The organism is Pseudooctadecabacter sp., assembly GCF_020627745.1.
Taxonomy (GTDB): Bacteria; Pseudomonadota; Alphaproteobacteria; order Rhodobacterales; family Rhodobacteraceae; genus Octadecabacter.
The window spans coordinates 110671-129056 of the sequence record NZ_JAHDGE010000007.1; the positions used below are offsets into that span (position 1 = coordinate 110671).

An 18386-nucleotide genomic window follows, 5' to 3' on the forward strand; every position below is an offset into this window, starting at 1 on the left:
TCCGTCCGCCTTTGGGGTCCTGTCTTAGATAGCGCATCTAGCAAACCCGCCCAGAAAGAAAAAGAACGAAATATATTGATGTTCGTTTATGGATAAAACGAAAGCAATGCCGTAAACGGTTGGCATGAACTTTCGACATGCAAAAATCCTCGAACAGGCCCGAACCGATGGCAAAGTCACCGTCGAAGGGCTTGCATCCCTTTTCAACGTCACCTTGCAAACCATCCGCCGCGATCTGACCGATCTGGCGGAACAGGGTCGATTGGAACGGGTGCACGGCGGCGCGATCCTGCCGTCCGGTCTGCGCAACATCCGCTACGAAGACCGCAGGCGGCTTAACGATGACGCCAAAGCGCGCATCGGGCTGGCCTGCGCGAATGAGGTCAAGAACGGGTCTTCGGTTTTCGTCGGCATCGGCACCACGTGCGAGGCCGCCGCCCGCGCCCTTGTCCACCATGAGGGTCTGTTGGTCATGACAAACAACCTCAACGCCGTGCCTATATTATCGGCCAATCCGTCGAATCGCGTCATGGTCACAGGCGGTACGCTGCGCCACGCCGATGGCGGCCTTGTTGGCGCGCAGGCCGCAGCAGGCGTGCGTCAACTGAAATTCGACCTCGCCATCATCGGCTGCTCCGCCCTGGACCAGACCGGCGACCTGTTCGATTATGATCTGGATGAGGTGATCGTCAGCCAAAGCGTCATTGAAAACAGCCATGCCACCGCGCTTGTCGCGGACCGGTCAAAGTTTTCGCGGACGGCCCCGGCGCGCATCGCGCGGATGACCGATCTGGCCCTGTTCGTCACCGACGGGCTGGCGTCCGGCATGGCCCATCACCCCCTGCGCACGGTTACGGTCTAGTCACCATTCAAACGCTGGGGCAGCCTCCCGTTCACATAAGGTCATGATGTCGGACACATGCACCATCGGCGCAAGGTCCACGTCCGATCGACCCGTCCGCACAAGATCCGCCATGCGCGCATACAACGCGGGGTATTCGCCCAATTCCGCCTCGGGCTGTTCTTCACCGTCCACAAAGCAGCGGTTGCCCCCGTCCTTCAACTGGACCGCCGTACCATCTGTTGCCGTCAGCCGCATGGTCCACGTCTGCTCACCCTCTTTCAGCCAGTCAAAAGATGCGGTGACATTGCCCGTAAATTTCAACTCGGCCGATACCGGCGTCTGCCGGTTTGCAGGCACCTGCAGAACACCACTGCGCAGATGCACCGGCGCAGGCAGCACTTCCGTCAGGATCGACAGCGCATTAATGCCGGGGTCCAGCACGCCCATGCCACCGGGTTCCCACACCCAATCCTGACCGGGGTGCCATTTGCGCACGTTTTCCTTCCAGTCGATATGCGCGCTTTCAAGGATTTTTCCGTCCAGCGCCGCCTTCGCCGCCGCCACGCCTTTGGCCATCCGGCTGTGCCAAGTGGCAAACAGAACCACGCCCGCGTCATCCGCCATCGCCTGCAAGGCATGCACCTCGGCCAAGGTCGCACCGGGGGGCTTTTCCAGCATCACATGACGTCCGGCCTTGATGCAGGCGGCAGCATAGTCAAACCGTGGCACGGGCGGCAGGCACAGGCTGACCACCTCGATATCGGGGTTTTCCGCAAGCATAGTGTCGATTTCCGTGTAGGCCGGAACGCCCTCGACAGTGCCCGACCGGCTGACCGTCGCGGCCAGTTCCCACTCATCCGATGCCGCAATCGACGGCACGTGCTGATCCACGGCGATCTTGCCGATCCCTACCAAAGCAACCTTCATCAGTGCGACTCCCTTGCGACCGCGTTGCCCCGCCGTCCGACGAGGAAATCAAAATCCGCCCCCTCGTCCGCGCGGTTCACCTTGTCATAGTACAGCTGGGCATACCCGCCCACCGGCCTGTCCACGGGGGGTGTCCAATCGGCCAGCCGCTTGGTCAGTTCCTCATCGGAAATATCCAGATGCACCCGCCGGTTTTCCACGTCCAACTCGATCATATCCCCGTTCTGCACCACCGCCAGCGGGCCACCGGCGGCGGCCTCGGGTGCGGTGTGCAACACCACGGTCCCGTAGGCTGTGCCGGACATCCGCGCATCCGAAATGCGCACCATATCGCGCACGCCCTGTTTCAACAGCTTGGCCGGCAGCGCCATGTCGCCCACCTCCGCCATGCCGGGGTACCCCTTTGGTCCGCAGTATTTCAGGACCATCACGCAGGTCTCGTCGATGTCCAGATCAGGCAGGTCAATCCGCGCCTTGTAATCGTCGATGTCCTCGAACACGACGGCCCGACCCCGGTGCTGCATCAACGCAGGTGTGGCGGCGGACGGTTTCAAAATGGCCCCGTTGGGCGCGAGGTTGCCCCGCAACACCGCAATACCGCCCGATTTGCGCAGCGCCTTTTCGGTCGGCACGATGACGTCCTCGTTCCAGTTCCGGACGTCCTTCACCTCATCCCAGATCGACCCGCCTGAGACTGTCAGCGCGTCGCGATGCAGCAACCCCATCTCCCCCAACCGCTTGATGACAACGGGCAGACCGCCCGCAAAGAAAAACTCCTCCATCAGCCACTTACCCGATGGCAGCAGGTTCACGATTGTCGGCACGTCCTTGCCGCAGCGGTCCCAGTCTTCCAGCGTCAGCGGCACCTCACACCGGCCCGCCAAGGCTTGCAAATGCACGACGGCATTGGTTGACCCGCCAATGGCGCCATTGGTGCGGATCGCGTTTTCAAACGCCTCTTTCGTCATGATGTCCGACGGTTTCAGATCATCCTTCACCATCTGCACAATCCGCCGGCCTGTCAGCTGGCTCATCATCCGGCGTCGGCTGTCCACCGCCGGAATGGCTGCGTTGCCCGACAGGGCCATGCCCAGCGCCTCGGCCATGGACGCCATCGTGCTGGCGGTGCCCATGGTGTTGCAGCCGCCTGCGGACCGGCTCATGGATCCTTCGGCCTCAACGAATTCCTCAGGCGTCATCTCACCGGCCTTTACGGCCTCGTTGAACCTGCGGATGTGCGTGCCGGACCCGACACGTTCACCGCGGAAATGCCCGTTCAACATCGGGCCGCCACTGACAACAATCGCGGGCAGATCGACAGATGCGGCCCCCATCAACAAGGCAGGCGTGGTCTTGTCACAGCCTGCCATCAGCACCACGCCGTCGATGGGCTTGCCGCGCAGCGCCTCTTCCACATCCATGGCGCACAGGTTGCGGAACATCATGGCCGTGGGGCGCAGCGCACTTTCGGACGGACTGAACACCGGAAACTCCACCGGAAACCCGCCCGCTTCCCACACGCCGTTCTTCACCTTTTCGGCCAGTTCCCGCAGGTGGCCGTTGCACGGTGTCAGATCGGACCACGTGTTGCAGATGCCGATGACAGGCCGCCCGTCGAACAGATCATCGGGATACCCTTGGTTCTTCATCCAGCCACGGTGATAGATCGCATCCTTGCTGGTGCCACCGAACCATTCCTGAGACCGCAGCTTGCGCGGCCATTGCGCGGGTTTGAACGTCATCGGGTCCTCCAAATGCTGTTTCCCATACCTCACCCCAGACTTCGCCAGATGCAAGGGCTAGAGCCAGCCCGCCGCCTTCTGCCTCTGATGCGCCACCATCGCATTGCGCATCAGCATGGCCACCGTCACAGGGCCGACACCACCGGGCACAGGCGTCACCCAACCGGCCAGTTCCTTGACGCCATCGGTGTCGACGTCGCCCACGATCTTGACCCCGTCCGGGGTCTCGATCTGGTTGATGCCAATGTCGATAACCGCCGCACCGGGCTTGATCATTTCGGGACCGACCAGATGCGCCTTGCCCACCGCCACCACGACCACATCCGCACGGCGTGAATGCATCGCAACAGACCGCGTCATGTGATGACAGACAGTGACGGTGCAGCCTTCGGCCATCAACATCATCGCCGCCGGTTTGCCGACAATTTCGGAATGGCCAATCATGACAACCTCAAGCCCCTCAAGGGGCAGACCGGTTTCCTTGATCAATTCCACACTCGCCGCCGCCGTACAGGGCGCAAGCGCCACATCCGAATAGACGATATTCCCGATCGACGCAGGGTTCATCCCCTCCACATCCTTGAGCGGGTGAATGGCCGATTGAAGAGACCGGACGTTGATGTGGTCGGGCACGGGGCGTTGCAGGATAATACCCAACACGCCCGCATCATCGTTCATCTCAAGGATACGCGCCTTGCAGGCCTCCTGCGTCATGTCGGAGGGCCAGTTTTCCTGACGGAACGGCAATCCGGCCTTCTCCGCGCCCCGCGCCTGATTGCGGATGTAAACGGCGGCTTCGGGCGTATCGCCAATCAGGATCGACACAATCGACGGCATATCCCCCTGTTCACCGGCATAGGTTCTGACCTGCGCCAAAATCCTGTCCCGCACGGGCGCGCCGCGCACCAGCCTGTTGTCGTCCATGTCTGTCCCCTTTGTGTCTTCGGGCCAGATATGCACGGCGCTGCGATCCTGCGCCAAGACCCAAATCGTCCGGTTTGGCCGCTTTTTGCCGTTTCGCCATCGGGCGATGACGTGGAAAGGAAACTTAGTCGTCCTGCACGATCGCATCTTCCCATTCGCCGATGAAGGTGTCCCGCTTCATCTTGTCCAGATAGGTCATCAGCGCGGGATTGAGGCCGATAACCGGACCGTCCCCCGCCGCCAAAGGAGGCAGTGGAAACCGCGTCGCATCGCCCGTTGCCTGAAGGGCCAGGATGTGGCGCAGGAACGCCTCTGCCACAGGCCGGTCCGACGCCTGCCGCGACACAAGCGCTGTCCGCATCATTGTCGTTGGAAATTCCGACGGCAGGATCACCGTCAACGCGGCCTCTGTTTCGGACCTGCCCTCGGCATAGCTGCCCAGCACGTTGTAGGCGACGACCAGATCACCGGCGATCAGATCGTCAATCATCGCCCCGGAACAACAATAAAGTCGCGCATCCATCCGTCCCATGACCTCGATCAAGCGCCAGTAGGTTTCGGATGCACGCGCGTCCTGCGTGGCAAACAGATACCCCAGTCCCGACTGGCGCACATCATAGGTGCCCACCCGCCCGTCAAAGGTGGCAGGATGGGCGCGCATCAGTTCGATCAGGTCCTGCCGCGTGCGCGGCACAGGTAAATCGCCCAGCGCGGCACGGTTGATGACAATGGCTGCGGGTTCTGTCGTGAAGGCGAACAGGCTGTCATGCCATTCCGCCCAATCGGGATGATCGACATCCGCCAGCTGCGCGGCAAATCCGTCATTCGCCAGCTTCAGCTGCAAATCCATCGCGCTTGAGATGACGACATCATAGGCCGTCGGATCAGCGCGAAACAGAACGTCCAGATCGGCGGTCCCCGTCACCAGATATTCCACGGAAACTTCGGGCGAGGTGGCGATAAAATCCTCAATAATCGGCCGGAAGAAAGACGTGTCCGTGCTCGACAGCACCCGCAAGGGCGCATCGCCCGTCCCGAAAACCTGCCGGTCCTCCCATCCCTGCGCTGTGGCCAAACCGGCCCAGATCACCGCCGCTAGAATTGCACAGTAGCGCACGCGCCGCCCTCCGGTCTGTTGCTCAATGTCATCGTTCCGCCATGGGCCGTCGTGACAGCCTGCACAATGGTCAGCCCAAGACCGGACCCGACCTTGTGGCCCGTGTCCTTGCCCCGCACAAACCGCCCCGACAGCAGGTGGATTTCGTCCATCGCAAAACCGGGGCCGCCGTCACAAACCGTGACCTTGCGCCCGTCCACGCGGATCATGACAGCCGTTTCCGCCGGTGCATACTTTAACGCATTGTCGATCAGGTTGCGAAAGGCGTTCTGCAGCAAAATGGCGTCCCCGTGCAGCACGGACGCATCCTGTGCGACAAGGTCCAGCGTGATGTCCTTCATATCCGCAATGGGGCTCATGCGCTGAACCAGTTCGCGCAGAACCTCCTCCAGATCGACCTCCCCTTTCTCAAGGTTCTCGGCCCGAAACGTCACCATCGCATGATCCAGCAACTGCCCCGCCGCACGGCTGCTTTCGTCAATGGCACGCACCATCGACAAAAGCGCCTGACGGTTCTCCGCATGGTCGACCCGTTGCAACGTCGCCTCCGCATGGGACCGCACAGTGGCCAATGGCGTGCGGATACGGTGCGCGGCCTCAGCGATGAAATCCTCCGACTGTGTCAGCGTGTGGTCCAGACGCGACATCAACGTGTTCAGGGACCCGACCAGCGGCACCATCTCGGACGGGACAGGCTTTGACACAGGGCTCAGGTCCTGCGGGCCGCGTCGCGTCACAGAGGTGGTCAGCCGTCGCAACTGACCCGATGTAAAAGACGCCGCCCAAACCGCCAGCCCCGTGGCCAGAACGAAAAACCCGATCCCCAGCAAAGCCACGTTGCGCGAAATCGCGTTCAGCGTGTTGGACAAGGCATCCTGTGTCTGGCCGATCGTCACCGAAACGGTCCGCTGGCCGTCCGCCCCGATCAGGCGGCGCACCCCCGTGGCCAGCCGCACAGGCTCCCCCTTGTAGGCGACCGTGGTGAACCGGCTTCTGTCCGGCGTCACGCCTTGGGGCACCGTCAGGTCATCGTACCCCGACAACAGAACCTCCCCCTCGTAGATCGCATAAAACACGCGGTCATCCGCATCTGTCGTCAGCATCGACAGCGACGAATAGGGGAAATCCAGTGACACCCGCCCGTCCCGCACCAACGCTGAATCCAGAATGGACGACATCGACGCGCTCAGCACGTTGTCTTGCCCCTGCTGTGCAATCTGGGCCGACAGCGCGCGCACGACAACAAACAGGATCACCGCCAGACCCGCCGCCCCGCCAGTCAGGATCAGCGCCAGCCGCGTCCGCAGCGATCCGCGGGTGTTGACCTCAGCCGTCATGATCCAGCCTGTACCCAAGCCCCCGCAGCGTCTTGATCTGCACATCCGATCCTTCCAGATGTTTGCGCAGCCGCCCGATATAAACCTCAATCGCGTTTTCGGACACATCGTCATCATAGGAAAACAGCCGGTCCACCAGCTTTTGCTTGGAAAACACCTGCCCCGGTGCGTTGATCAGCAACTCAAGCAGCCGCAGTTCGCGGTTGCGCAACTCGACCGGCTGGCCCTTCACACGCAGATGCCCGCCAACCGCATCGAATTCCACCTCTCCCAATGTCTTGACCGATTGCGCCGACCCGGTCTTGCGGCGCAAAACGGCACGGCACCGGGCCTCCAGTTCGGCATGATCGAAGGGCTTGGTGACGTAGTCATCGGCGCCCAGATCCAGCATACTGATTCGATCCGACACCTGACTGCGGGCGGTCAGGACGATGACCGGCGTGTCATTATTCGCCGCACGGTGGTGTTTCAGGAACGTCCGCCCATCGCCGTCCGGCAACATGATATCCAGCAGGATCATGTCATATTCGGCGGCGGCGACAAAGGCCCGCGCATCCTCGATTTTTCTTGCATGATCAACGCTATGCCCGTCCAGCCGCAACCGTGATGACACCGCATTCGCAAGCTCGGGATTATCCTCGACCAAAAGGTACTTCATCGCCTCTTCCACTAAATTAACCCGTGACAGGTGCATGTCAGGTTCCCATGCTCATACTCTGTCAGGAGCCATGAGGAGATGGCTACCAAAAGGGAGACTACAATGAAAACGATGAAAATGGGCCGTCGCGCCCTCATGGTAACTGCTGTTGCCACACTTGGTCTGGGCAATGCCGCTTTCGCAGACGGCCACCAGATCCTTGACGAAGTTCACTTCCTCATCCCCGGCGGTGCCGGTGGCGGCTGGGATGGCACGGCACGCGGCACGGGCGAAGCCCTGACCGAATCCGGCCTCGTCGGGTCCGCATCCTACGAAAACATGTCCGGCGGTGGCGGTGGTACAGCCATCGGTTACATGATCGAAAACGCAGCCAGCCTTGAAAACACGCTGATGGTCAATTCGACCCCCATCGTGATCCGTTCTCTCACAGGCGTGTTCCCGCACAACTTCCGTGACCTGACCCTCGTGTCCGGCACCATCGGTGACTATGCGGCCCTCGTCGTGCCCGCCGACAGCGATGTGTCCAACATGGAAGAATTTCTTGCCATGTACGACGCCGATCCAAACGGCACACCTATCGGCGGCGGCTCTGTCCCCGGCGGCATGGACCACCTTGTGGCCGCTATGGTCATGGAAGCCTCCGGTCGTGACGCGCTGGGCGTGAACTACATCCCCTATGACGCAGGCGGCACCGCCATGGCAGCCCTGCTGTCCGGCGAGATCAAGGCGCTGTCCACCGGCTTCTCCGAAGCGGTCGATCTGGCCAATCAGGGCGAAGTCAAAATCATCGGCGTCACATCCGAAGACCGTGTCGACGCAGCCCCTGACGCCATGACCATGATGGAACAGGGCATCGACACATCCTTCGTCAACTGGCGCGGTTTCTTCGCGGCCCCCGGTCTGTCCGAAGAAAAGACAGCCCAGTATCAGGCCGCGATTGCCGCCATGTACGACACGCCTGAATGGGAAACTGTCCGCGCCCGCAACGGCTGGGTGAACATCCACAACCCCGGCGACGACTTCCTGTCCTTCCTCGAAAATCAGGAAAAAGTCATCGGTGACCTGATGACGAAACTGGGCTTCCTCTAAGTCCCTTTTCGATCACACAAAAGGCGGGGCAGGCAACTGCTCCGCCTTCTTTCACACAATTCACAGGACAGCACCTCATGGCACTGGATCGTTGGATCGCGCTCATCCTTCTGGGCATCTGCATCACCTACGGCTACACCGCTTGGTTCACGATGGACGCAGACCTTGCGCCCTTCATGCGTCGCAACCCGATCTGGCCCAGCACCTTCCCCAAAGTCCTGTCCATCTTCGGCATCGCGGCCAGCCTGATCATCCTGCTTGGTCTTGAAAAAGGCGAACAAAAGATCGGGGAAATCGACCACCGCCGCCTCACAGATTATTTCCTCGGCCAGGCGCTGCTGCTGTTGGGCCTCATGGTTGTCTATGCCCTCTGCCTGCGTCCCTTGGGCTTTCTTGCCTCGACCTCGCTGTTCCTGATCACCGGATCGCTGATCCTGGGAGAGAGGAAATGGCACATCATGATCCCTGTGTCCCTCATCGCCACCCTCGCCGTCTGGTATCTGGTGCAAGAGGTCCTCGGCATCTTCCTACGCCCCCTGCCATATTTTATGGGAACCTGATCCATGCTCGAAGGAATCCTCATTGGCCTGCAAACGGCCCTGTCCCTGCAGAACCTGCTGGTCGTCATCGGCGGCTGTCTGATCGGCACCTTTATCGGCATGTTGCCGGGCCTTGGCCCCATGTCGATCATCGCCATCATGATCCCCGTGGCCATCACCATGGGCGATCCCTCCGCCGCGCTGATCCTTCTGGCCGGTGTGTATTACGGCGCGATCTTTGGCGGCTCCACCTCGTCCATCCTGCTGAACGCGCCGGGTGTGGCAGGGACCGTCGCGTCCTCCTTTGACGGCTACCCGATGTCGCAACAGGGCAAGGCCGGCAAGGCCCTGACCATCGCCGCCATCGCCAGTTTCGCAGGCGGCACCATCGGCGCGATCCTTCTGATGGTCTTCGCGCCCATGCTGTCGTCCGTCGCCCTGCTGTTCCACTCCCCCGAATATTTCGCCCTGATGGTCGTGGGCCTGTCCGCCATCGCGGCCTTTGCAGGTCCCGGTCAGGTCACCAAGGCGTTGCTGATGACGGTCCTTGGCCTGATCATGGCCACCGTGGGCGAAGGCGCGCTGTTCAACCTGCCCCGCTTCACCGGCGGCATCATGGATCTGCAATCGGGCTTCGGCTTCATCACGCTGGCCATGGCCATGTTCGCCCTGCCAGAAGCAATCTTTCTGGTCCTCAAACCCAAAAACCTCGGTGAAGACGGCGGCGAGATCAAAGACCTGCGCATCACCCGCGCAGAGGCCCGCGCGATTGCCCCCGTCATCGGACGCCAATCCATTCAGGGCTTTTTCATCGGCGTCCTGCCGGGTGCCGGTGCCACCATCGCGTCCTTTCTGGGCTACGCGGTTGAACGCAACATCGCCCCGAAACACGAACAGGAAGAATTCGGCAAAGGGTCGATCAAGGGCCTCGCCGCCCCCGAAACCGCCAACAACGCGGCCTGCACCGGGTCTTTCGTGCCCTTGCTGACGCTGGGCATCCCCGGCTCCGGCACCACGGCCATTCTGCTGGGCGCCCTCATCGCGCTCAACGTGACACCCGGCCCGCGTTTGATGGTGGATGAACCGCAAATCTTCTGGGCGGTCATCATGTCCATGTTCATCGGCAATCTGGTGTTGCTGATCCTGAACCTACCGCTCATTCCCTACATCGCCAAACTGCTGGCGATCCCCCGCAACTTCCTGATCCCGTTCATCCTGTTCTTCACCCTCATGGGGGCCTACATCGGCCAGAACAACGCCACCGAACTGCTGTTGCTTGTGGGCTTCGGCATCTGCGGCATCGCGTTGAAATTTGCGAACTATCCCCTGCCGCCCCTGCTGATCGGCTTCATCCTCGGCGGCATGATGGAGGACAACTTCTCACGCTCGATGCAGCTTTATGGCGGGGTAAACTTTGTTCTTGAACGTCCCATGACAATGATCCTGCTGCTCATCGCCGCCGCCCTGATCATCCTGCCCGTGCTGCGCACCCGAAAGGCCCGCAAAGCCGCCGCCTAAAGGGTCATGACCAAAAGAAAAGGCCAGCGATCCACCCGGACGCTGGCCTTTTTCTGTGCGATTGTGGTGCCGCTGAAGGGACTCGAACCCCCGACCCCATCATTACGAATGACGTGCTCTACCATCTGAGCTACAGCGGCCACGGCGCGGTCTTTAGCACCGCACCAAAGCTTCGAAAAGTGTTATTTTTCGTCTGTGGCGCTTGCCTCGTCCTCGACGATTTCGGCGTCCACAACCGTCATATCCGTCGTGGGTGCCTCAATCTGTCCAACAATCAACGGCAGCATTTCAACGCCCGCAGGCATCGCGACCTCACCCTCTGGCGGCTCACGCCAGGACAGGGTGTCAAAGCCCATGCAGTTGGCGCAGACAGGCTCCCACGCTTGATGGATGTGCTGGCAGTTGTCACAAATCCACTGGGGGCCACGCGGCGCGGTCAGCGCCTTGGCCAGCCAGCCGCGCACCACCGCATCGGCAGACCCTTCGCCCCGTTCAATCGCCGCCATAATCGTCAGGCTGCGGGCCGTGGGGTGTTCAGCCACAAGTTCGGTGATGGTGCGCCGCGCCTCGGGGAAATCTTCCGCCGCGATGTAAAGTTCCGCCAACAGCATCTTTGTTTCAGGATGGTCGGGATGCACCTTCGTCAACGCCCGGAACCGTTTCAGCCGCGCCGCTGCATCCTCATCGGGTTCAATCGCCGCATAGGCCGCAGCCAGATCAGGGTGCGGGGCCACATCCCACGCCTTTTTCACAACCCGCGTGGCCGCCCGTTTGTTGTCTTTTTCAAGATACATCTCCGACGCCATCACAGCCGCCGGGATCAGATCAGGGGACATGCGGTTGGCCTCGATCGCGGCCTCCTGCGCTTCGATGGTCTGGCCGTCGTCCAGAATACCCTTCGCCTCTGACAGCGCCAAAACCGCATCACGGCGACGGTGCACATTGCGCGGCAACTGCCCTGTCTTCAGCTTGGCCGTCAACGTCTGGCGGGCGCCTTTCCAGTCCGCCTTTTCCGCCTGCAACCGCAACAAGGTGTCCTGCGTTTCCACATGCTTGGGCTTGATCGCGAACGCCTTTTCGGCCAGCGCCAGCGCGGTGTCCGTATCCCCGTCCTCAAGCTTCTGTTTCATGATCCCGCGCACGCCGACAAACCGCGTGCGCTCGTCCTCCAGCAACTTGCGATAGGTGGCCTCGGCGGTCTTGCGATCACCCGCCAGTTCTGCGGCCTGTGCGGTCAGCAGGTTGGTCAGTTCGGGCCGTTCCAGATACTTTTCCGCACGGTTCGCCTTGGCCATCGCCAGCCGCCCTTCACCAGACGCCAGCGCCATCATCCCTTCGGACAATGCTTCAAACCCCTTGCGTTCCCGGTTGCGCGAAAAGTACCGCGAAATCGCTGTCTCGTCACCGTTGAGAAACTTGAACGTGGCAATCGCCAACCCGATCAGTTTGAACACCAACCAGACAAGTGCCACAAACACCACCAGCGCGACAAACAGCTCAAGCACCGACAACGTCGCCGCCTGCCCCCCGATGTCAAAGGTGGCGCTGCCATCCATATCCATCAGCATCGTCGCGCCGAACGTGACAGCCATGACAACCGCAACGAAGGCCAAAATCTTTATAAGGGACCAGAGCATGAATACGCAGCTTTCAGTTATTGATATGTTTCGGACAGGTCGGAAATCGCGTTAAGGACGTCCGCGCGTTCCTGCGCGCGTGCGGTCCAGTCGGTCAGATCGGCGCGCACCACCTCGGGCAGGGTCTCGATCTCGGCCAGTGCATCGGCCACACGGCCTTCTTTCACAGCGGCCTCGGCGCGCGACAGAACCGCATCCGGCTCCGGCCCGTCTTTCGGCTGGGTGGACCGCACGTCAAACTGGTTTCGCAAAAATCCACCAATCCCGCTCGCCTCACCGGACACACCTTCTGACCGCGCCACAGCAAGGGCGGATCGTGCCGCCGCAGGAAAATCAGCGGCAAGGCCCGCGGTGGTCGCAACGCCCGTGTCTGCCGCATCACTCAGGGCGGGCGGCACCGCCACGTCCAGATCGGACAAAGCATCCGCAAAGGGGGACCCTGTCTCGACCGCGGCTGCAATCCGGTTCAGGGCGGCGCGTGCCTGCGCAGCTTCGGCTGCAGCCAGCGCTTCCTGCTCCAGACGCGATGCCTCTTCGCGGGCAGCGGCCAGATCGGCCTCCGCCTGCGCCGCAGCACCCATCACGGCATTCTGACGGTCGCTCAACTCCGCACGCAGGTCATCCAGCTCGCTCTGAAACGCAGCAAGGGCGGTGTCGGACAACGTTCCGTCCGCATTCGGCTGGCGTTCAACCGCGTCAATCCGGTCCGCCAGATCACCGATCTGGCCTTCCAGCGCGGATGTGGCCGCATTGGCCGCCTCTGCCGCCTGCGCAATTTGTGCCTCAAGTGCGGAAAAATCCGGCGCTGGCAGAGTGTCCAGCCGGTCCTGCAATGCAGCAATCCGGTCGTCCTGCGCCTCGAACCGGGCGGATGTGTCATCTGTCGACGTATATTCGGAAATGGCATATCCGATGGCGCCTGCCGCCACACCACCCAGCAACAACATCAGAAATCCGCCGCTGCCTGTCGACTGTCGCACAGGCTCCGGCTCCGGCGTGGGTTCGGGCAGGGTTTCGGGAGGCGTGGTATCATCCAGAACTTCGCCGTCAGCAGGGGCGTCTACCTCGGCCTCGTCCTCCGGCGGCTCGTGGCTCTCGTCCACAATCTCGGCGTCTTCAATCGCGTCAACGCCGGATTGATCCGCGTCACCATCCGGCTGATCACCGGCCTGTGCACCGTCGATCTTGTCGTCATTATTCATCGGAGATTTGGCCACGTCTGCCACCCACTACCTTACGTTCGAGCCTGAGCGCCCATCGTTCCACTGTATATCCCGCCTGACAGACCCTCAAGCGATCAAACGCGCCACCGCCTGCGTCATTGATGCAAGGTTCGGGGTCTCAACGACCGTCATGTCGAAAGGTTGCATGGCGTCGAACGTGTCCGCAACCTTCGTGCTGATCGCCACGATATGCGCCTGCGCCATGGGGATCTGCCAATCCCGCAAAATAGACCCTGTTTCGGCGGAAAAGACGGGAAGAACGAAGGGCCGCCCGTTCTTGAAAAGCGCGCGCAGTCCGTCCGGCGGCGGCTGTCGCACCTTGCGGTATGTCACCACTTCGCGACACGTCAGACCCGCTGCGGTCAGACGCGCACTGACGTCACCGTAAGAATTTTCCCCCCGAAGGTGCACAAGTGTTCCGGACGGAGCCTGCCCAAGAATCATCACCACCAAAGCATCGGCATTGCCCTGTGCGCTGCACGCGGCGTACCCCTTTTGCGCCGCCGCAGCGGCTGTAACATCGCCCACACACCACGCCACGCGGCCCATCCCCTCGGGGGCGGTTGCAACGCCTGCCTTTGATGTGAAAATCGCACCATCAAATGTCGGGATATTGTGCTCCAAAGCCTCGATCCCGAAGGCGGGTGCGATGGCCGGTTCGAAAACACGGCCTGTCGCCTGCAACTGCGCTACAAACGCGGTTGCGTCCTCTTTTGGCCGTGTGACCAGTACGATCGGATTTTGGTACGGGGCCACTGCGACACTCCCCAGCCATTGTGGCGATAAGGGGCAAGTGTTACCTGCATATCATCCCGACGCAAGCAACGGCGCCTCCTATGCCCCAGACCCGCACGATCCTCGGCATCGAAAGCAGCTGTGACGACACAGCCGCCGCAATCCTGCGCGGCACACCGGAACAGGCCGACATCCTGTCCAACACGGTCTTCACCCAGACACAGGCGCACGCCGCATTTGGCGGGATCGTACCGGAAATTGCGGCGCGCGCGCATGCGGAAAAGATTGATATTGTGGTGGAACAGTCTCTGATTGCCGCCAATGTCACGCTTGCCGATATTGATGCCATCGCCGTGACCGCTGGGCCGGGCCTGATTGGCGGCGTTCTGTCCGGTGTCATGTGCGCCAAGGGTCTCGCGGCTGCGACCGGCACGCCCTTGATCGGGGTCAACCACCTTGCGGGCCATGCCCTGACCCCGCAGCTTACAAACAGAATTGCATTTCCCTATCTGATGCTTCTGGTGTCCGGTGGCCACTGTCAGTTCCTGTTGGTCGAAGGGCCGGACACCTACACCCGCCTTGGCGGCACCATTGATGACGCCCCGGGGGAGGCTTTCGACAAAACCGCCCGCATCCTCGGCCTTCCGCAACCCGGTGGGCCATCGGTGGAACATGAAGCGAAGACAGGACATCCCGACGCATACGCCCTGCCGCGGCCTCTTTTGAACAGGGATGACTGCAATATGTCTTTCTCGGGTTTGAAAACCGCAATCCTGCGCGCCCGCGACGACGTCGTCTCTCAACATGGCGGCCTGCCCCGTCAGGCCCGCGCGGATTTGTGCGCCAGCTTTCAATCCGCCATAACGGATGTCCTCACCCATAAATCACGTCGGGCCCTCGTGGCGGCCCGTGCCATAAACCCCGATGTGCAGGTTTTCGCGGTCGCAGGGGGCGTTGCCGCCAACACCGCCATCCGGACGGCGTTACAGGAACTTTGTGCCGAAACAGAGACTGATTTCGTGGCCCCGCCAATGGCGCTGTGTACGGATAACGCCGCCATGATCGCCTTTGTGGGTCTGCACAAACTGTCATCAGGCCAGACCGACGATCTGTCACTGACCGCGCGGCCCCGCTGGCCTCTCGACCAGATCAGCCCCACTCTGCTGGGCAGCGGAAAAAAGGGGGCGAAAGCATGAAAATCGCAGTGGCCGGCGCCGGCGCATTCGGAACAGGTCTGGCCATTGCCCTGGCCGCAAACGGCCCGGTCATCCTTTGGGCGCGTACGCCCGGTGACATGCAGCAATCGCGCGAAAACACCTCGCGACTTCCCGGACATATGCTGCCTGACACCATCACCGTTACCGGCGACCTCGACACCCTGATGGCGGCCGACATTATCCTTCTGGCGATCCCGACACAGAAACTGGGTGCGTGGCTCAAGACCCATGCCGATGCCCTGCGTGGCAAATATCTGGTGGCGTGCTGCAAGGGCATTGATCAAGGCACCTTGCGCGGTCCGGTCGCGCTGATTGAAACATGCGTGCCCGATGCCACCGCTGCCATGCTCACCGGCCCCAGCTTTGCCACCGACATTGCCGCGCACCTGCCCACCGCCCTGACACTGGCCTGCGCGGACGAAACGAAGGGCGCAAGCCTTCAGGGCGTCCTGTCCACGCCGACCCTTCGTCTTTACCTCAGCACCGACGTCATCGGTGCCGAACTGGGCGGCGCCCTTAAAAACGTCATCGCAATCGCCTGCGGCGTCTGCATGGGTGCCGGTTTCGGCGAAAGCGCACGCGCCGCCGTTATCACCAGAGGGTTCGCCGAAATCCGCCGCATCGGCGCGTCCCTCGGGGCGGACCCTGAAACGCTCACGGGCCTTTCGGGCTTCGGGGATCTGGCGCTGACCTGCACCTCCGATGCCTCTCGCAACTACCGCTTCGGGCAATCCATCGGTGCCCAAAGCGACTTTGACCCGACCACAACAGTCGAAGGCGCGGCGACAGCAATTTCAGTCACAAACCTTGCCAAACAGCACGATCTGGACCTGCCGATCTGCTCGGTTGTCGCGGCATTGTCCGACGGGTCCATGACCCCCGATGTGGCGCTTGCCACCCTTCTCTCCCGCCCCTTACGAAAGGAATAGCCCATGCGCTTTGCCGTCATCACCCGTGATAAACCGGACGCCCTGCAAATCCGTCTTGATACCCGCGACGCCCACCTTGCCTACATCAAGGACACCGGCGTCGTTGAAATGGCCGGTCCCTTTCTCGACCCCGAAGGCACCATGTGCGGGTCCCTCATTATCCTGACAGTCGACAGCCTGTCGGCGGCGCAGTCATGGGCCGACAACGACCCCTACGCAAAGGCGGGCCTGTTCAAACACGTCCGCGTGGAAGAATGGAAAAAGGTCATCGGCTGATGCGGTACTGGCTGTTCAAATCCGAACCCTCCACATGGGGCTGGGACCAACAGGTCGCAAAAGGCGACGCCGGAGAGGAATGGGACGGCGTCCGCAACTATCAGGCCCGCAATTTCATGCGCGACATGTCGGTCGGCGATCTGGGGTTCTTCTATCATTCACAAAAAGAACGCGCCGTTGTCGGCATCGTCGAAGTCTGCGCCGCAGCCCACCCCGACAGCACCACCGACGACGACCGGTGGGACTGCGTGGACATCAAGGCGGTCCGCCCCTTTGCAACGCCTGTTAATCTTGACCAGATCAAGGCAGATGACCGGCTCTCCGACATGATCCTCGTCAAGAACTCCCGCTTGTCCGTCCAACCTGTGACGAAAGACGAATGGACAATCATCTGCGCGCTTGGAAACACAAAATCCTAGTCACACGGCGGTTCTCTTGTCACCATAGGTCCCGATAGCCAAAGAAGGGACAAGCTATGGGAATTCTTGCAATCATCATCGGCGCTGCCGCCAGCTTTGCGTTCGGGGCACTGTGGTACGGTATCTTTTCAGACAGCTGGAAACAGGCCAGTCAGGTTCCTCTTGATGCCGAAGGCAACCCGCAGAACATGCGCAGCCCCGTGCCCTATGTCACCTGTGCCATCGCCCTGATCCTTGTGGCGGGCATGATGCGGCACAGTTTTGCCACGGCCGGCATTGATACGTTGGGTAAGGGTATTCTGTCGGGCGCGGGCGTTGGATTGTTCTTCGTCACGCCATGGATTGCACTGTTTCACGGATACTCCATGCATTCGCACAAACTGACGTTGATCAACGGCGGCTACGCCACCATCGGCTGCGCAATCATCGGGGCGGCGCTGACCCTGCTGTAACGCCTGTGCCGGACGGTGGGCCAATCCCCGTGCAGGATCAGGCCATTCCGGAAACAAAAATGCCCGCCGGATCAGGCGGGCATTTGCGCAAGGTACCGGACCTTACTTGTAGACGGATTCTTTGCCGAAATGCTTTGTCAGCATGTAATAGATCACAGCGCGAAATTTGTTCCGCTCCGACCGGCCATAGGTCTCGATCACGGATTCGATCGCTTCCATCAGTTGCGGACCATCGGACAGGCCCAGCTTTTTCATCAGAAAGTTCTTTTTGACCGTCTCGAGTTCGGCGGGCTGGCCGGCTGCAACAGTGGACGAATCCGCGTTGTAAATAGAAGGCCCGCACCCGATGGTCACTTTCGTCAACAGGTCCATATCCGGCGTCATGCCGCATTTGTTTTTCAGGTCGTCCGCATATTTCTGGATCAACTCGTCACGTTTGCTCATGGTATTCTCCCACCTTTGTTTGCGCCGCTCGTCGGCGTTAAAGAAATGTTAAAGCCTGATTCGCTGAACGCAAAGGGAAAACCATAAACGGGTTTCCCCGCAGACTACCGGCATGTCCCCCAGCCCCGCGCCTGAAGGTGAAAATGATCGGCGTGCAGGGCATTGTAATCGGGGCCCAAGGTCGTTGCGAACCACGTACAGGCGCTGTCGCGGACGGCACGCAAAAACCGCGCCTTGTCATCCGTCCCGTCCCAGTCCCGGATCAGCCTGATCGTCGTGCTGTCCGCCAGATCAAACCCGCTGACGTCAATGGCATCGGCGGTGGCATGGGTGCTCCATCGGGTTGATCCGCCCTGCGT

At 61.1% G+C, this 18386-nt stretch carries 20 protein-coding genes and 1 tRNA gene; 9 read left to right on the forward strand and 12 right to left on the reverse strand.

The window, feature by feature from the left end; genetic code table 11:
* Window positions 1-124 precede the first annotated feature (124 nt).
* Window positions 125-862 carry a DeoR/GlpR family DNA-binding transcription regulator gene (locus QZ653_RS05530; protein WP_296418354.1) on the forward strand — a complete coding sequence of 246 codons (738 nt, stop codon included), beginning with the start codon at window positions 125-127 and terminating at the stop codon, window positions 860-862.
* On the opposite strand, the gene QZ653_RS05535 is transcribed toward QZ653_RS05530, so the two are convergent.
* The 6 genes from QZ653_RS05535 to QZ653_RS05560 all read right to left on the reverse strand — a co-directional run bounded on the left by QZ653_RS05535 (window position 863) and on the right by QZ653_RS05560 (window position 7549).
* On the reverse strand, window positions 863-1771 hold the full coding sequence (locus QZ653_RS05535; protein WP_296418356.1) for a Gfo/Idh/MocA family protein: 909 nt from the start codon (window positions 1769-1771) through the stop codon (window positions 863-865).
* Complete coding sequence (gene araD / locus QZ653_RS05540; protein WP_296418359.1) at window positions 1771-3513, reverse strand: L-arabinonate dehydratase; 1743 nt, start codon at window positions 3511-3513, stop codon at window positions 1771-1773. The genes QZ653_RS05535 and araD overlap by 1 nt, the downstream gene beginning before the upstream one ends.
* A 57-nt stretch (window positions 3514-3570) precedes the next feature.
* Entirely contained in the window at window positions 3571-4437 is an 867-nt protein-coding gene (locus QZ653_RS05545; protein ID WP_296418361.1) for a bifunctional 5,10-methylenetetrahydrofolate dehydrogenase/5,10-methenyltetrahydrofolate cyclohydrolase, read from the reverse strand.
* A gap of 124 nt (window positions 4438-4561) precedes the next feature.
* Entirely contained in the window at window positions 4562-5554 is a 993-nt protein-coding gene (locus QZ653_RS05550) for an ABC transporter substrate-binding protein (RefSeq protein WP_296418363.1), read from the reverse strand.
* Window positions 5533-6891, reverse strand: coding sequence for a sensor histidine kinase (locus QZ653_RS05555; protein ID WP_296418365.1), 1359 nt, complete (start codon window positions 6889-6891; stop codon window positions 5533-5535). Before QZ653_RS05555 ends, QZ653_RS05550 begins: the two co-directional genes overlap by 22 nt.
* A complete protein-coding gene (locus QZ653_RS05560) occupies window positions 6881-7549 on the reverse strand; it encodes a response regulator transcription factor (protein WP_296418367.1) in 669 nt (222 codons plus the stop codon). Before QZ653_RS05560 ends, QZ653_RS05555 begins: the two co-directional genes overlap by 11 nt.
* A 102-nt stretch (window positions 7550-7651) precedes the next feature.
* Here QZ653_RS05560 and QZ653_RS05565 point away from each other — a divergent pair, with 102 nt between their 5' ends.
* The 3 genes from QZ653_RS05565 (at window position 7652) to QZ653_RS05575 (ending at window position 10695) form a co-directional block, all read left to right on the forward strand.
* The gene (locus tag QZ653_RS05565) at window positions 7652-8638 is read left to right on the forward strand and encodes a Bug family tripartite tricarboxylate transporter substrate binding protein (protein WP_296418369.1); all 987 of its coding nucleotides are present in this window, start codon (window positions 7652-7654) and stop codon (window positions 8636-8638) included.
* Between the two features lie 77 nt (window positions 8639-8715).
* The gene (locus tag QZ653_RS05570) at window positions 8716-9198 is read left to right on the forward strand and encodes a tripartite tricarboxylate transporter TctB family protein (RefSeq protein ID WP_296418371.1); all 483 of its coding nucleotides are present in this window, start codon (window positions 8716-8718) and stop codon (window positions 9196-9198) included.
* Window positions 9199-9201: 3 nt separating this feature from the next.
* Entirely contained in the window at window positions 9202-10695 is a 1494-nt protein-coding gene (locus tag QZ653_RS05575) for a tripartite tricarboxylate transporter permease (RefSeq protein WP_296418373.1), read from the forward strand.
* A 64-nt stretch (window positions 10696-10759) separates the two neighbouring features.
* On the opposite strand, the gene QZ653_RS05580 is transcribed toward QZ653_RS05575, so the two are convergent.
* The 4 genes from QZ653_RS05580 to QZ653_RS05595 all read right to left on the reverse strand — a co-directional run bounded on the left by QZ653_RS05580 (window position 10760) and on the right by QZ653_RS05595 (window position 14311).
* Window positions 10760-10835: transfer RNA gene (locus QZ653_RS05580), tRNA-Thr, on the reverse strand.
* Window positions 10836-10877: 42 nt separating this feature from the next.
* Window positions 10878-12332, reverse strand: coding sequence for a heme biosynthesis protein HemY (locus QZ653_RS05585; protein WP_296418374.1), 1455 nt, complete (start codon window positions 12330-12332; stop codon window positions 10878-10880).
* Window positions 12333-12349: 17 nt separating this feature from the next.
* Window positions 12350-13534: a COG4223 family protein gene (locus QZ653_RS05590; protein ID WP_296418378.1), complete on the reverse strand. Its 1185-nt coding sequence runs from the start codon at window positions 13532-13534 to the stop codon at window positions 12350-12352.
* Window positions 13535-13621: 87 nt separating this feature from the next.
* A complete protein-coding gene (locus QZ653_RS05595; protein ID WP_296418380.1) occupies window positions 13622-14311 on the reverse strand; it encodes a uroporphyrinogen-III synthase in 690 nt (229 codons plus the stop codon).
* A gap of 80 nt (window positions 14312-14391) precedes the next feature.
* Here QZ653_RS05595 and tsaD point away from each other — a divergent pair, with 80 nt between their 5' ends.
* Genes tsaD through QZ653_RS05620 form a run of 5 tightly spaced genes read left to right on the forward strand, consistent with a single transcriptional unit; the run spans window position 14392 to window position 17583 of the window.
* The gene (tsaD, locus tag QZ653_RS05600; RefSeq protein WP_296418381.1) at window positions 14392-15486 is read left to right on the forward strand and encodes a tRNA (adenosine(37)-N6)-threonylcarbamoyltransferase complex transferase subunit TsaD; all 1095 of its coding nucleotides are present in this window, start codon (window positions 14392-14394) and stop codon (window positions 15484-15486) included.
* Window positions 15483-16436, forward strand: a complete 954-nt coding sequence (locus tag QZ653_RS05605) for an NAD(P)H-dependent glycerol-3-phosphate dehydrogenase (RefSeq protein ID WP_296418383.1) — start codon at window positions 15483-15485, stop codon at window positions 16434-16436. Before tsaD ends, QZ653_RS05605 begins: the two co-directional genes overlap by 4 nt.
* 3 nt (window positions 16437-16439) lie before the next feature.
* Complete coding sequence (locus QZ653_RS05610) at window positions 16440-16712, forward strand: YciI family protein (protein WP_296418385.1); 273 nt, start codon at window positions 16440-16442, stop codon at window positions 16710-16712.
* A complete protein-coding gene (locus QZ653_RS05615) occupies window positions 16712-17131 on the forward strand; it encodes an EVE domain-containing protein (protein ID WP_296418386.1) in 420 nt (139 codons plus the stop codon). The genes QZ653_RS05610 and QZ653_RS05615 overlap by 1 nt, the downstream gene beginning before the upstream one ends.
* Before the next feature lie 56 nt (window positions 17132-17187).
* On the forward strand, window positions 17188-17583 hold the full coding sequence (locus QZ653_RS05620) for a DUF1761 domain-containing protein (RefSeq protein WP_296418387.1): 396 nt from the start codon (window positions 17188-17190) through the stop codon (window positions 17581-17583).
* Window positions 17584-17685: 102 nt separating this feature from the next.
* On the opposite strand, the gene QZ653_RS05625 is transcribed toward QZ653_RS05620, so the two are convergent.
* Window positions 17686-18027, reverse strand: coding sequence for a DUF2853 family protein (locus QZ653_RS05625; RefSeq protein WP_296418389.1), 342 nt, complete (start codon window positions 18025-18027; stop codon window positions 17686-17688).
* Between the two features lie 104 nt (window positions 18028-18131).
* Window positions 18132-18386, reverse strand: a 255-nt coding sequence (locus QZ653_RS05630) for an extensin family protein (protein WP_296418391.1), incomplete at its 5' end; no start/stop codon positions are given.

Coding starts and splice junctions, on each gene's coding strand:
- QZ653_RS05530 (WP_296418354.1), top strand. CDS start 125: ATGAACTTTCGACATGCAAAAATCCTCGAACAGGCCCGAACCGATGGC.
- QZ653_RS05535 (WP_296418356.1), bottom strand. CDS start 1,771: ATGAAGGTTGCTTTGGTAGGGATCGGCAAGATCGCCGTGGATCAGCAC.
- araD (WP_296418359.1), bottom strand. CDS start 3,513: ATGACGTTCAAACCCGCGCAATGGCCGCGCAAGCTGCGGTCTCAGGAA.
- QZ653_RS05545 (WP_296418361.1), bottom strand. CDS start 4,437: ATGGACGACAACAGGCTGGTGCGCGGCGCGCCCGTGCGGGACAGGATT.
- QZ653_RS05555 (WP_296418365.1), bottom strand. CDS start 6,891: ATGACGGCTGAGGTCAACACCCGCGGATCGCTGCGGACGCGGCTGGCG.
- QZ653_RS05560 (WP_296418367.1), bottom strand. CDS start 7,549: ATGAAGTACCTTTTGGTCGAGGATAATCCCGAGCTTGCGAATGCGGTG.
- QZ653_RS05565 (WP_296418369.1), top strand. CDS start 7,652: ATGAAAACGATGAAAATGGGCCGTCGCGCCCTCATGGTAACTGCTGTT.
- QZ653_RS05570 (WP_296418371.1), top strand. CDS start 8,716: ATGGCACTGGATCGTTGGATCGCGCTCATCCTTCTGGGCATCTGCATC.
- QZ653_RS05575 (WP_296418373.1), top strand. CDS start 9,202: ATGCTCGAAGGAATCCTCATTGGCCTGCAAACGGCCCTGTCCCTGCAG.
- QZ653_RS05585 (WP_296418374.1), bottom strand. CDS start 12,332: ATGCTCTGGTCCCTTATAAAGATTTTGGCCTTCGTTGCGGTTGTCATG.
- QZ653_RS05590 (WP_296418378.1), bottom strand. CDS start 13,534: ATGAATAATGACGACAAGATCGACGGTGCACAGGCCGGTGATCAGCCG.
- tsaD (WP_296418381.1), top strand. CDS start 14,392: ATGCCCCAGACCCGCACGATCCTCGGCATCGAAAGCAGCTGTGACGAC.
- QZ653_RS05605 (WP_296418383.1), top strand. CDS start 15,483: ATGAAAATCGCAGTGGCCGGCGCCGGCGCATTCGGAACAGGTCTGGCC.
- QZ653_RS05610 (WP_296418385.1), top strand. CDS start 16,440: ATGCGCTTTGCCGTCATCACCCGTGATAAACCGGACGCCCTGCAAATC.
- QZ653_RS05615 (WP_296418386.1), top strand. CDS start 16,712: ATGCGGTACTGGCTGTTCAAATCCGAACCCTCCACATGGGGCTGGGAC.
- QZ653_RS05620 (WP_296418387.1), top strand. CDS start 17,188: ATGGGAATTCTTGCAATCATCATCGGCGCTGCCGCCAGCTTTGCGTTC.
- QZ653_RS05625 (WP_296418389.1), bottom strand. CDS start 18,027: ATGAGCAAACGTGACGAGTTGATCCAGAAATATGCGGACGACCTGAAA.